This window comes from Streptomyces sp. NPDC001270, assembly GCF_042896695.1.
GTDB lineage: Bacteria > Actinomycetota > Actinomycetes > Streptomycetales > Streptomycetaceae > Streptomyces.
The window spans coordinates 110,098-122,851 of record NZ_JBIAXM010000019.1 but is presented as its reverse complement, the minus strand read 5'-3'; the positions used below and the strand labels follow the sequence as shown (position 1 = coordinate 122,851).

At 71.5% G+C, this 12,754-nt stretch carries 12 protein-coding genes; 1 reads left to right on the top strand and 11 read right to left on the bottom strand.

The genetic code is table 11. The features are described from left to right. Window positions 1-19: 19 nt before the first annotated feature. From ACFY2B_RS29120 to ACFY2B_RS29090, 7 genes are all read right to left on the bottom strand, one after another. Window positions 20-739: a GntR family transcriptional regulator gene (locus ACFY2B_RS29120; RefSeq protein ID WP_390766031.1), complete on the bottom strand. Its 720-nt coding sequence runs from the start codon at window positions 737-739 to the stop codon at window positions 20-22. Between the two features lie 126 nt (window positions 740-865). Beyond that, on the bottom strand, window positions 866-2,413 hold the full coding sequence (locus ACFY2B_RS29115; protein WP_390766030.1) for a sugar ABC transporter ATP-binding protein: 1,548 nt from the start codon (window positions 2,411-2,413) through the stop codon (window positions 866-868). Next, entirely contained in the window at window positions 2,410-3,486 is a 1,077-nt protein-coding gene (locus ACFY2B_RS29110; protein ID WP_390766029.1) for an ABC transporter permease, read from the bottom strand. Before ACFY2B_RS29110 ends, ACFY2B_RS29115 begins: the two co-directional genes overlap by 4 nt. Further along, window positions 3,483-4,562 (bottom strand): ABC transporter permease, encoded by a 1,080-nt coding sequence (locus ACFY2B_RS29105; RefSeq protein ID WP_390766028.1) that lies wholly within the window; start codon window positions 4,560-4,562, stop codon window positions 3,483-3,485. The genes ACFY2B_RS29110 and ACFY2B_RS29105 overlap by 4 nt, the downstream gene beginning before the upstream one ends. After that, window positions 4,559-5,647, bottom strand: a complete 1,089-nt coding sequence (locus ACFY2B_RS29100; protein WP_390766027.1) for a mandelate racemase/muconate lactonizing enzyme family protein — start codon at window positions 5,645-5,647, stop codon at window positions 4,559-4,561. The genes ACFY2B_RS29105 and ACFY2B_RS29100 overlap by 4 nt, the downstream gene beginning before the upstream one ends. A gap of 35 nt (window positions 5,648-5,682) precedes the next feature. Beyond that, window positions 5,683-6,777 carry a substrate-binding domain-containing protein gene (locus tag ACFY2B_RS29095; protein ID WP_390766026.1) on the bottom strand — a complete coding sequence of 365 codons (1,095 nt, stop codon included), beginning with the start codon at window positions 6,775-6,777 and terminating at the stop codon, window positions 5,683-5,685. Between the two features lie 367 nt (window positions 6,778-7,144). Next, window positions 7,145-7,753, bottom strand: coding sequence for a TetR/AcrR family transcriptional regulator (locus ACFY2B_RS29090; RefSeq protein WP_390766025.1), 609 nt, complete (start codon window positions 7,751-7,753; stop codon window positions 7,145-7,147). An 84-nt stretch (window positions 7,754-7,837) separates the two neighbouring features. On the opposite strand from ACFY2B_RS29090, the gene ACFY2B_RS29085 reads away from it, so the two are divergent. Further along, entirely contained in the window at window positions 7,838-8,782 is a 945-nt protein-coding gene (locus ACFY2B_RS29085) for an aldo/keto reductase (RefSeq protein WP_390766024.1), read from the top strand. A gap of 88 nt (window positions 8,783-8,870) precedes the next feature. On the opposite strand, the gene ACFY2B_RS29080 is transcribed toward ACFY2B_RS29085, so the two are convergent. From ACFY2B_RS29080 to ACFY2B_RS29065, 4 genes are all read right to left on the bottom strand, one after another. Further along, complete coding sequence (locus tag ACFY2B_RS29080) at window positions 8,871-9,056, bottom strand: hypothetical protein (protein WP_376532297.1); 186 nt, start codon at window positions 9,054-9,056, stop codon at window positions 8,871-8,873. 255 nt (window positions 9,057-9,311) lie between these two features. Continuing rightward, window positions 9,312-10,787 (bottom strand): MFS transporter, encoded by a 1,476-nt coding sequence (locus tag ACFY2B_RS29075; protein WP_390766023.1) that lies wholly within the window; start codon window positions 10,785-10,787, stop codon window positions 9,312-9,314. Beyond that, window positions 10,784-11,233, bottom strand: a complete 450-nt coding sequence (locus ACFY2B_RS29070; RefSeq protein WP_390766022.1) for a MarR family winged helix-turn-helix transcriptional regulator — start codon at window positions 11,231-11,233, stop codon at window positions 10,784-10,786. Before ACFY2B_RS29070 ends, ACFY2B_RS29075 begins: the two co-directional genes overlap by 4 nt. 94 nt (window positions 11,234-11,327) lie before the next feature. Continuing rightward, window positions 11,328-12,734 (bottom strand): DHA2 family efflux MFS transporter permease subunit, encoded by a 1,407-nt coding sequence (locus ACFY2B_RS29065; RefSeq protein WP_390766075.1) that lies wholly within the window; start codon window positions 12,732-12,734, stop codon window positions 11,328-11,330. Window positions 12,735-12,754 lie beyond the last annotated feature (20 nt).

Sequence of the window (12,754 nt, the reverse complement as noted above, 5' to 3'; positions counted from 1 at the left end):
GGCGGTTCCGCGCCGCTGGTCAGGCCCCCGGGTCCTGGTCCAGTTGGCGCCGCAGGCTGCGCGCCAGGTGCTCGGCCATGGCCTCCGCGGCACGGTCGGGTTTGCGGCGCAGGATCGCGCGGACGACCCGTTCGTGTTCCGCCAGCGTGGGGTCGTCGGCGCTTGCGGCACTTCTGAGCCGGAAGACATGCAGATGGGAGTGGAGACGTTCCACCGCGTCGACGAGCAGCGAACGGTGCGAGGCCGACGCGACGGCGTCGTGGAAGCGCTGGTCGAGAGCGGCGAAGTCACGGTAGTCCGCGTACCGTCCCGTCGGGCCAGGTTGCGACTGCATCTCCTCCACGAGCCGTTCGATGGAGTCGAGTTGCTCCTCGGTGGCGTGGACGGCGGCGAGCGCCGCGGCCCTCGGCTCCAGGAGGAGGCGCATCTCGAAGAGTTCCTCAAGGCCCTCGCGGGTCAGCAGTTCGGTCGCCCGGTACCCGGACAGCGACCTCTTCACCACGAGCCCGTCGGATTCGAGTCTGGCCAGCGCCTCACGGACGGGGGTGGGCGAGACCCCGAGGGCACGCGACAGCGCCTCGATCCCGACGCGTGCGCCGGGGGCGATCTCATGGTCCATGACCATGGCCTTGATCTGTTCGTAGACGCTGTCCGAGAGGACCTGTCGGCCGGGCCGGGCGGCCCGGCCGCCTGCTTCGGGCTCCGGACCCCGGGCGGCGGGACTGTCGTACGGTGGCATCCGTTCTCCTGCTCCTGCCGCTCCGGGGTGTCGGACCGGAGCAGTTTACCGAGGTGAGGACGTTGCCCGGCCGGCTCGGTCGCGCGGGTGCCCGGGCCGGTCAGGGCATCCGCAGCCGGTGGGCGCTCACGGCTGTGCCGCCTGCCGCGCGGTCACGGCCGGGAGTGTGCGGTCGTGGATGATGCGGATGATCCGGCCGCTCATCCGTTCGTAGTCGCGGTCGTTGTCGAGTTCGCCGCGGACGCGGTGGCCGGCCATGACGAGGACACGGTCCGCCAGCGTGATCATCTCGGTGAGGTCGCTGCTGATCAGCAGGATCGGCAGGCCACCGCGGGCCAGGTCCCACAGGAGTTCGTGGAAGGCGTGCTTGGTGCGCACGTCGATGCCCACGGTCGGCTCGTCGACGACGAGCAGCCGGGTGTCGGCGGCGAGCCATTTCGCCAGGCTCACCTTCTGCTGGTTGCCGCCGGACAGTTCACCGGCGTTCTGTCCGAGCCCCGAGATCCGGATGCCGAGGCGTTCGACCAGGTCCTGCGCCACCTTGTGCTCCTCAGCGGCGGATACGTACCCGAGGGCCTTCGCCAGCCTCCGCCATACGGTGACCGTGATGTTGCGGTGGATGGGCTGCTCCAGGAAGACGCCCTCTTCCTTGCGGTTCTCGGTCAGGTAGCCGATGCCGAACTCGTGCAGCGCCTGGCGGGGCGAGTCGATCCGGACCGGTCTGCCGTGCATCCTGATCTCGCCGCCGGTGACCCGGTCGAGGCCCAGTACGGCCTTGACCAGTTCGCTGCGTCCGGCGCCGACAAGTCCGTAGAGGCCGACGATCTCGCCGGGCCGCACCGCCAGGCTGATGTCGCGGTGGCCGTCGGCGGTGGCGATCCCGTCGAGTTCGAGGACCGGGACGGCCGTCCGGTCCGGGGTGCGTGGCCGCATCTCGGTCGCCGTGTGCGCGCGGCCGACCATCAGGTTCACGATGTCGTCGTGGGTGTGGTCGGCGAGCGGTGCGGACTCCAGCACCGATCTGCCGTCCCGCAGCACGGTGACGGTGTCGCAGACCGCGAAGACCTCTTCGAGCTTGTGGCTGACGAAGACGACACAGGTGTCACGGGCCGTCAGCCGCCGGACGACGTCGAAGAGGCGGTCGGCCTCCTGCGGGGACAGGGAGGCGGTCGGCTCGTCGAGGAGCAGTACCTCGCTCTCGGTGTACAGCGCCTTCGCGATCTCCACCAACTGCTGCTGGGCCACGGACAGTTCACGTACCGGCTGGTGCGGGTCGAGGTCCAGGCCCAGTTCCGCCAGGCAGCGCAGGGCGGGGGCGTCCATGGCCGTGCGGTCGACGACTCCGCGGCGGGCGGGCGGGTTCTGCAACGTGATGTTCTCCGCCACCGAGAAGCCGGGTATGAGGTTGCGTTCCTGGTGGACGACGCCGATGCCGGTCCGGGTGGCGTCCAGCGGCGTGCGCAGGTGGACCTCGTCGCCGCGCCGGGTGAGCCGGCCGCCGTCGGGTGTGTGGACGCCGGTCAGGACCTTGATGAGGGTGGACTTCCCCGCACCGTTCTCGCCCAGCAGCGCGTGCACGGATCCGGCCGTCAGGTGCAGGCCGACGCCGTCCAGGGCGCGCACTCCGGGAAAGACCTTGACGATCTGCGTGCATTCGAGAAGGACGTCGCTCATCGCGTACCTTTCGCGTTCGGCGGGGCGGCGTCGGCCGTCGGTCCGCGGCCGACGGGCACCGGCGGGGTTCGTCCCTGCGCCTTCCCCTGCCTTTCCAGGTGTGTCCGGTGGATGTGGCCGCCGACCACCGTGCCGAGCACGACCAGTCCGATGAGGAAGTTCACCCAGCTCGGGTCGAGCGAGAACTGGGCGCGCGCGGCATCGATGAGCCGCATCACGAACGCCGCCAGCACCGTGCCGAGCACCGCGACGGACCCGCCGTTCAGCGCGACGCCGCCGATGATCGGAGCGGCGAAGCTCGGCAGCAGCCAGTCGCCGCCGACGCTGCTGTTGACACCGGGCAGCGATGCCGTCGCGGTCACGGCGGCGACGCCGACCAGCAGGCCGGACAGGGTGTGGGCCAGCACGATCTGCCGGTCGGTGGAGATGCCGGACAGCCGCGCCGCCAGCGGGTTGCCGCCCGCCGCCAGGAGTCGCCGGCCGGCGGTCGCGCGGTGCATGAACGCGGCCAGCAGGGCCGCCGCGGCCAGCGCGGTCAGGAACACCAGCGGGAGGTTCAGCGGGGCGGCCCGGCCGAGGTCCCTGAGGGCCGGGGAGTAGCCGTCGATGGTGCGGGTGCCGGTCAGCCGGTACTGGGCGCCCAGCAGGATGGTCATCGTTCCGAGCGTGACGATGAAGCCGTTGATCCGTGTGACGACGATGAACACGCCGGTCATCAGGCCGACCAGGGTCGCCACGGCCACACCCGCCACGACGGCGACCGGTGCCGGGACACCGCTGTCGGTCATGAGGGCGCCCGTCAGACAGGCGGTGAAGCCGCCCAGGGCACCGACGGCGAGGTTGAGTTGTCCGACACAGAGCGCGGCCATCTGGGCGAGTCCGATGAGGATGGGCGTCGCCAGGTACTGCAGGAAGGTCCGGGTCGCCGGTCCCTGGAAGAAGTCACCGGAGGAGGCGAGCCCCAGGGCGAGGTATCCGGCCACCGTCACGCACAGCAGCGTCATGGTCGTGGACCGGGCGAAGCGGCGCAGGACCGCGCCGGTGCGGGCCGCGCGGCCGTCGAGGGTGATCACGTGGAGCGCACCACCTTGCGGTAGGACACGACGGTGCGCACCCGGTCGGCCGACAGGGCCAGCAGGAGGACGCAGCCGAGGTAGATGTTGAGGCTTTCCAGGCCGACGCCGAGCAGGTCGAGGCCCTTGCGGATGACGCCGACCAGGGAGGTGCCGAGCAGCACGCCGAGCACGGAGACGACACCGCCGGTGAGGAGGGTGCCGCCGAGGACCGCGCCGAGGAACGAGGGCAGCATGAAGTCCTCGCCGATGGAGGCGCGGAAGGTCCCGGTGCCGGCGCCCGCCATGAATCCGGCGAGCGCGGCGAGCAGCCCGGAGAGGGTGTGCGCGAGGATCACCCGGCGGCCCGTGGGGATGCCCGACAGCTCCGCCGCCGCCGGATTGGCCCCGGTCAGCAGCAGTTCCCGGCCGATGCGGGTACGGGCGTACAGGAAGCCGAGACCGGCCAGCGCCAGGACCGTGAACTGCGCCATCTGCGGAATGGCAGGGGATCCGCAGACCCGGCCGACGCAGATGTCGGCGAGCGAGAAGGAACGCAGGGCCATCAGCCCGCTCGGCCGGGTGGTGAAGGCCGCGTTCTCGGTCAGCGCCGAGTAGAGCAGGGAGACCAGGCCCAGCAGGGCGAAGTCCATGGCCAGGGTGACCACGAAGGAACTCACTCCGGTCCGGGCGATGATCCAGCCGGCCAGGGCGCCGACTGCGGCGCCGGCGAACAGGCACAGGAGCAGGCCGAGTTGGAGCGGCAGGTGGAGCCGGTCGTAGCCGAGGCCGGCGAAGAGGGCGCCGAAGGCCGCCATCCGGCCGACGGCGAGGTTCATGTGTCCCACGGAGAGGACCACCATCTGGGCGAGCGCCACCACGGTCAGCGTCGAGACGTCCCGCAGCAGGGGGAACAGCACGAGGCGCTGGTCGAGGAAGGCCGGCCGCAGCACGCCGAACACCGCGGCGAGAGCGAGGGTGAGCACCAGCAGGCCGAGCCGCTGGTTCACCCAGAACGGCAGCCGGTGCGCGGGCCGCGGCCCGGCCGTCCCGTCGGACCTGCTGTCGTTCTCCGGCGCCGTGACGGGTGTCGTCATGCCACCCTCCTGTTCTCGACGGCGTCCAGGTCCCAGTCGATCCCGATGCCCGGCTCGTCCGGTGCCACGGCCAGGCCGTCACGGACCGTCAGTTCGGTGCGGGTCACCGCTCGCAACTGCGGGATGTATTCGACGAACATGCCGTTGGGTACCGCGGCGGCCAGGCTGACGTGCAGTTCCATCAGGAAGTGCGGGCAGACCACGGCGTTGTGGCTCTCCGCGGTGTGCGCGACCTTCAGCCACGGTGTGATGCCGCCCACGCGCGCCGCGTCGACCTGTACGACCGAGGCGGCGCCCGCCTCCAGGTAGATGCGGAACTGCATGGCGGAGTACATGGACTCGCCGACGGCGACGGGAATTCTGGTGGCGGCGGCGAGGCGGGCGTGACCGCTGATGTCGTCGGCGGGGAGGGGTTCCTCCAGCCAGTACGGGCCGTAGGGTTCCAGGGCGGCCGCGAGTTGGAGCGCCGAGGAGGCGGTCTGCGACTGGTTGGCGTCGGTCATGATGTGCAGCGACGGGCCGACCGCCTCGCGGACCGCCCGCAGTCGTTCGGCGTCCTCGGCCACATGCGGCTTCCCCACCTTGATCTTGACGCCCGCCCACCCGGCCTGCTGCGCCCGGAGCGCGGATTCGACCAGTTCGTCGGTGCTCAGGTGGAGCCAGCCGCCTTCGGTGTCGTAGAGCGGGACCTCCCTGCGGTGGCCGCCGGCCAGCCGCCACAGCGGTTCGCCGGCGCGTTTGCACCGCAGGTCCCACAGGGCGGTGTCCACGGCGGCGAGGGCGAGGGAGGTGAGGGCACCGGTGGTGGTGGCCCGTGTCGCGGAGAACAGCCGCTTCCAGAGTGCTTCGACGTTGCGGGCGTCCGCTCCGACGAGGAGGGGCAGCAGGTGGTCGCGGAGCAGGGCCAGGACGGACGATCCGCCGGTGCCGATCGTATAGGCGTAGCCCGTGCCCTGGAGGCCGTCGTCGGTGGTGAGTTCGACGAGGATCGTCTCCTGTTTGACGAATGCCTGCACGGCGTCCGTACGGTCCTTCTCCACTGCGATGTCGGCGAGCAGGGCCGTGGCGGTCGTGATGACGGTCATCGTGTGAGGTCCGCTCTCCGTGGTGTCGACGGTGGTCACTTGCAGGCCAGGACGGTGCTCGCGAACTGTTTCTTCAGGTCCTGGGTCTTCGCCTCGCGGGCCGTGTCGTAGGTGCCCACGTTCGTCTTCGTGACCACGAACGAACCGGAGTCGACGATCTGGCCCGGGTGGCGCATGGTGCACTGCTTCGTCTGCAGCAGTGCCAGTGCCCAGGTCCCGACCTCGGCCTGCCCCACGGGGTTCTGCACGACGGTCGCGGCGACCGAGCCGTCCCTGATCGCGCCGAGGATCTTGGCGTCGTCGTCGATGGCGACGACCTTGGCGTGGGATCCGGACCTCTTGACCGCGTCCGCGGCGGCGACGGCCGGGTTGTAGGCGGTGGTGACGATCGCCTGGATCTGGTCGCCCTTGGCCGCGAGCAGGTCGGAGACCGCCTTCTGCGCGGTCTGCAGGTCCTTGTCGACGTCGGTGATGGTCTGGAGCAGCTTCACCTTGCCGCCGGACTCCTTGACGGCCTCGTTCACGCCCTTGATCCGCATCTGTGTGTTGGCGTCGACGTTGTTGCCGGTGAGGTGGACGAGCGTGCCCCTGCCGCCCATGGCGTCGATCGCGGCCTTGGCCGCCTTGTAGGCGGCGGCCTTCACGTCGGTGGAGAGGCAGAAGTCGGCCTCGTCGGTGTCACCGGCCGGGCACGAGGCGAGCGAGGCCACAGCGAAGCCCTGCGCCCTGAGGTCGGCGAAGGTGGTGTTGATGTCGGTGGGCGAGACCCCGAAGACCCCGAACGCGTTGTAGCCGCGGGCCGCGAGGGTGGAGAGCAGGTCGTCCTGCTTCTGCTGGTCCCACTCGGAGGTCTCGTCGAACGTCACGTCGCCGAGACCGTACTGCTGCTGCGCCGCGGCGCCCGCCGCCTTCCAGGGCTGGAAGTACGGGTGCGCGCCGCCGGGTACGAGGGCCACCTTGACGCCCGACCCGTCGGTCAGTTCGGCCGAGCCGGTACCGGTGCGGACGGGCGCGGCGGCCCGGCCGTCCGAGGACGCGCCGGAGGTCCTGATGGTGCAGGCCGTCGACCCGGCCATGAGCACGACGACAGCGACAACTCCTGGCAGAACGGAACGGGTCGGGAGACGCATCCCCATCACTCCCCCAGAAATCAAATAGGAAATTGACATGGCGATGTTCAGTCACACCCGATCCCGCGTCAACCCTTCGAACCGCACGATCGACGGCGATCATCCCTGGTGCCTGGGTTCATCGTCCCGAGAGGCGGGCAGGGCGACATGACGGTGAATCACCTGAATCCAGCCATATCGATGCGACGATCGCGCAGAAATCGTATAGGAACTCCGTCGATGCGCTCGGAGCGTCTCCGTGCACGCGGGCCGCGCCCGGACCGCCTCCCGACGAGCGGCGGCCGTGGGGCCCGGCCCGCCGTCGCGGCCGGGCCGCGGCCGGCGCCGGGCGTCGAGGCGGACGGCGGCCCCGCCCGGCACCGGCGGGCTACGGGCGCACGGCGTCGACGACGAGGTCCAGCAGCCGGGCGGTCTGCTCCGGCGCGCGGTCGCCGCCCTGCGAGAGGAACACGCCGAGCAGCAGCATCGTGACGTCGTCGGCGGCCACGTCCTCGCGCAGTGCTCCGGTACGGGCTCCGGCCGCGAGGATCGTGCCGAGGGCGGCGGTGATGCGCTCCCGCGTGCCGGAGATCGCGACGCCACCCGACGCCCAGCTGACGCGGAGGGCGTCGAGCATTCCGTGCTTCGTCGCGAAGAACGCCGCGTAGCGGTCCATCCAGGCGCGCAGGGCGACTTCGGGCGGGAACTCGTCGAGCAGGGCGGGCGCGCTCGCGGTCAATTCGTCGAGTTCGGCGGCGTAGACGGCCTCGACGAGCGCCTCACGCGTGGGGAAGTGGCGGTAGAGCGTGCCAATGCCGACTCCGGCGGCGCGCGCGATCCCCTCCAGCGTGACGCTGTCGCCACCGGCGGTGAAGGCGGTCCGGGCGACGGCGACCAGCCTGTCGCGGTTGCGCCGCGCGTCGGCGCGCACGGGACGGTCGGGTCCGGTCTGCGGGTCGGTTCGGGCGCTCGTGGGCACCGGGTCCGGCGAAGACAAAACGGAGGCACCTCCGGTAGTGCTACAGTCGACAGAGCGGAGGGTCCTCCGCTTCTCTCATCGTCTCACGGAGACACATTTCTCATGACCTCTGCCGGTACTCCCCCCACCTCAGTCACGTCCGCCGGCGCCCCGCGCCCCGGAGGCCCCGGCCGACTGGCCGGCCGCACCGTCTCCCGCATCGGGTACGGGGCGATGCAGCTGGAGCGGCTGCACGACGACCGCAAGGCCGGTCTCGCGCTGCTGCGACGCGCTGTCGAGCTGGGCGTGGACCACATCGACACCGCACAGTTCTACGGCGACGGATTCGTCAACGACCTGATCCGGGAGGCGATCCGCCCCCAGGACCAGGTGGTCGTGGTCAGCAAGGTCGGAGCCGACCCCGACCCGGGCGGTCCCCTGCCGCTGCGCCTCGCACAGCGGCCCGAGCAGCTTCGGGCGAGCGTCGAGGCCAACCTCGCGGGCCTGGGCATGGAGCGGATCCCGGTCGTGAACCTGCGGCGCACCGACGCCGGGCCGGGGCTGCGCGCCGAGGGCGACCAGGTGGTCGACGTCGACGACCAGCTCGCGGTGCTGACCGGGCTGCGCGACGAAGGCAAGATCGGCGCGATCGGTCTGAGCGCGGTGACGTACGACGTGCTGCGCCGGGCGCTGCCGGCCGGCATCGTGTGCGTGCAGAACGCCTACAGCATGGTGACCCGCACCGACGAGGAGGTGCTGCGGCTCTGTGCCGCCGAGGGCATCGCCTGGGTTCCGTTCTTCCCGCTCGGCGGCGCCTTCGCCGGGATGCCGAAGGTGACCGAGGAGCCGGCCGTGCTCGCCGCGGCGCGCTCCCTCGGCCGCACTGCGTCGCAGATCGGCCTGGCCTGGCTGCTCGGGCACGCCGAGAACGTCCTCCTCATCCCCGGCACCGGGGACACCGGTCACCTGGAGGAGAACCTCGCGGCGGGCGCCATCACCTTCGACGACGCAACGCTCGCCGCGCTCGACGCCGTGCCCTCGCGCACGGCGGGGATACCGCTCGGCTGACCCGCCACGCGCACCTCCGCGCCGGTCCGGGGCGGTTGCGGACCCCGGTGACCCCGGCCTCCCCCGGAATCGCCCCGCACGGCGAGGGTCACTCCTCTCGTTCGTACTCCGCCTGGGCGTTGCGGTTGAGCAGGTCGTCCTGGGCCGAACGGTAGATGCCCCGCACCAGCTGCCGGGCACGGTCCTTGTCCATCGCCGCCCGCTGGTCGCTGACAAGGCGGTCCGTCCACTCCTGGACCGTCTTCTCCATGTCGATGTCGTCACGTTTGACCATGGTTCTCCTCCTCCTGGAGCAGGCGCCGCCACGGCACGCGGGACCGGTCGGCCCGACGGCCCGGACCGCGGGTACGGTGCACGGCCGCGGCGGTACGCACGGCCCGGTCCGCGTCGGGGCGGCCGGGGATCCCGGGGGCCCGCGCCTCGGCCGTCCGCGTCCGGGGAGACGTCCGTACGCCTCACACGCTAGATCCGCACGGCGCACTCGGCGACCCGTGCCCGGTACCGGCCGGGCAGCCGCGCACGGCGGCGGTCAGGACGCGTCCTCGTGATCGTCGTCCGCGTCGGTCCCGCGCGCCTCGGCGGCGGCACGGCGCAGGCCGCGGTCGCACACGGTCAGGAGCAGGAACAAGGCGCCCGCGGCGAGCATGAACCACGCCAGGTGGTGCAGTCCGGTGGTATCGGCGTGCTGCCCGAATGCCGCCGCCGTGGCGACGGAAGCGATCATCGAGCCCAGGTAGACGAAGGTGCGCAGCAGCCCGGCGGACGAACCCATGCGCTCGCTGTCGGCCTGGTAGTAGACGGAGTTCTGCAGGGCGAGATTGCTGAGCCCCTGCGGCACGCCGAAGACCAACGCGATGACCAGCAGCAGCCAGATCGGGCTGCTGCCGCCCACCAGGAGGATCAGCGCGCACGCGACGAGCTGTCCCGTGGCGCCGACGGCGAGCTTGCCCAGGACGCTCTTACGGCGGCCGGTGAGCGCCGACACGCCGATGCCCATCAGGAACAGCGGGAGTTGCACGAGACCGGCCTGGGACGGGGAGAGTCCGCGGCCCTCCTCGCTCCACTGGGTGAACCCGTACAGGAAGGCGTAGGAGACGGAGTACGCCACCAGAGCACGGGCGTAGGTGGCCAGCAGGGGCAGGTTGCCGCGGAGGACCCGCAGGTCGATGAAGGGTACGGCGGTACGCAGTTCGCGGCGCGCGAAGGCGGCCGCGGCCGCGACGGTGAGCACGGACAGGTACCAGGTGTTCAGGTGCGGGTTCATCAGGAACAGCAGCAGCGTCACCAGCATCGCGGCGAACAGCGCCATGCCGGGGAGGTCCAGTTCGGCGGTCGCGCGCCGGGCGTCGCCCGGCCGGCGGTCCGGCGGCTTCGGCAGACGGAGCGCGCCGAGCAGCACGGCGACCACGGCCAGTGGAACGTTGAGGGCGAACGTGGCGCGCCAGCCGCCCACGCCGATCAGCAGTCCGCCGAGGGAGGGACCGACCACGGCTATGGTCTGGCCGGCGATCACGAGCGTGGTCAGTATCCCGCTGGGACTGTCCCGGCCGGTCCGTTCCGCTTCGCTGCGCAGCAGGGACATCGCGGCCGGATAGCCCGCGCAGGTGCCGAAGCCGAGCAGGACGCGGGCTCCGATCAGCACGCCCAGGTTCGGGGCGAAGGTGCCGGCCAGACCGGCGATGCCGACCAGCGACGTGCTGAACAGGAACAGCCGCCGTGGCCCGAAGAGGTCGATGAGCCGTCCGACCACGGGCTGCCCGAGGGCCGTCGCGAGATAGAGCCCGGAGACCAGCCAGGCCGTCTGCGCGGGAGGCGCGCCCAAGGCCACGCCGATGGGCACGAGGGCGACGGCGACGATGGTCGAGTTGATCGGGTTGAGTATCGCGCCGACGACCATCGGGGGTATCAGCCTGCGGTCGAACCGCTCCCCCCGCTCGTCCTGCCGCCCCTCCCCGGATGCCGTCCCCCGAGTGGCGGACCGTCGTGCGTCGCCGGGGTCGGTCATGGCTGGATCAGCCTTTCCAGGACGGCCATCGCGTCGATCACCGTCTGCCGCTCCGCCTCGGAGCACTGCTCCTGGAGCGCTCCGGCCAGCCATTCCTGCCGGGCCTGCCGGTCGCCCTCGGCCCGGGCCCGGCCGCCGTCGGTGAGGGCGACGAGCCGGCGCCGGCCGTCCGTGGGGTCGGGCCGGCGCTCGACGAGTCCGAGCCGGTCGAGGGCCGCGACGGTGGCGGCCATGGACTGGTGGCGGACGCCCTCGGCGGACGCGAGGGCGCTCGTGGCGGCGGGCCCGTCCTTGGAGAGCCGGGCGAGTACGGATGCCTGGGAGAGGGTGAGGTCGTCGGCGTCGGAGACGCTGCGCACCCGGCGGCGCAGGCGTCCCAGCACCACCCGGACGTCCTGTGCGGCGCGGCCGGCCGACGCCGACGGCTCATTGCGGTCGTTGCTCATGCCCCGACGGTAGTTTATTCAGTTTGACCTGTACAGTTTCACCTGTGCATTTTTTTCGGCGTCCGGTCCGGGCCGGTTCCGGCCGGCGGAGCGCTCAGTGGGCGCTCTCCCGTCGCCGTCCCGGCACGGCGGAACCGCCGGACGCGGTGGTGCCGCGGGCCGCGGCGCGGGCCGGGCCGTCGGGGAGGGTGAAGGCGAAGACCGCGGTCACCGCGGCGATCACCGCGAGGGCCAGATAGGCGTGCTGATAGGCGGAGATCGGCGGGTCGGCCACGGCGGCCGCGGGGGTGCCGAGGACCAGGGCCGTGGTCACGACCGCGGGCGCGAGCGCTCCCCCGGTCTGGCGTACGACGGTGTTCAGCGTGGACGCCTGGGCCAGGTCCCGTCTGTGGATGGTCGCCAGCGAAGCCACTGTCGTCGGCAGGAAGAACCCGCCCATGGCCACGCCGAGCAGGAACATGTAGCCGCGGAAGGTCCACAGTCCGGTGCCCTGGTCGCAGGTGGCCAGAAGCAGCAGGGACGCGCTGACACCGGCCAGCGCGCAGCCGGTGATGAGCCGCGGACCGATCCGCGCGTACCAGACACCGACGACCTGGACCGTCAGCAGCACTCCGAACGCCTCCGGGAAGGTGCTGGTCCCGGACTCCAGCGCGGTACGGCCCTGCCCCTGCTGGAGAAAGAGCGGACCAAGGTACAGCGCACCCATGATCGGCACCAGGCCCACCAGATTGAGGAGGTTGGTGTCCCGGAACAGCCGGTCGGCGAAGAGGCGGAGCTTCAGCAGCGGTTCCCTGGCGCGCAGGCCGAAGCCGACGGCCGCGGCGAGCAGCACCGCGCCGAGCACCAGGGCGACGACCACGGTCACGGAGGTCCAGCCCCGGTTGGGTCCTTCGCAGACGCCGAACATCAGGGCGCCCAGGGCCGACGCGCTCAGCAGCAGGCCCGGCAGGTCGAAACGGCCGGGCCGGTGGCCGCGGTGCCCCGCCAGGAACAGCAGGCCGAACAGCACGGCGGGCAGGCCGAGCGGCAGGTTGACGTAGAACACCCAGCGCCAGGAGAGATGGTCCACGAGCAGTCCGCCGAGGACCGGCGCGGCGGCGGGGGCCACCTGCTGGGGAATGATCATGTACCGGGATATCCGCATCTGCTCCGTGGAGTCGAAGGTGGAGAACAGCAGGGCCGCGGAGGCCGGGAACAGTACTCCGGCGGACATACCCTGTAGCGCGCGGCAGGCGACAAGCTGTCCGAGGCCGGCGGCGGCGCCGCACAGCATCGAGGAGCCGAGGAAGCCGGTCAGCGCGGTGAGCAGGACCCGCTTGTCGCCGAACCGCTCCACCAGCCAGGCCGAGGCGGGGATGGCCATGGCCAGACAGACCGGGTAGACCACGACCACCCCGTCCAGGGCGGCGGTGGTCAGCCCGAACTGCCGGGCGATCGAGGGAAGGGCGACGGTGGTGATCGCTCCGTCGACGATCGCGAGGAACGTCACGCAGACGCACATGACGGGGACGACCAGCCGCT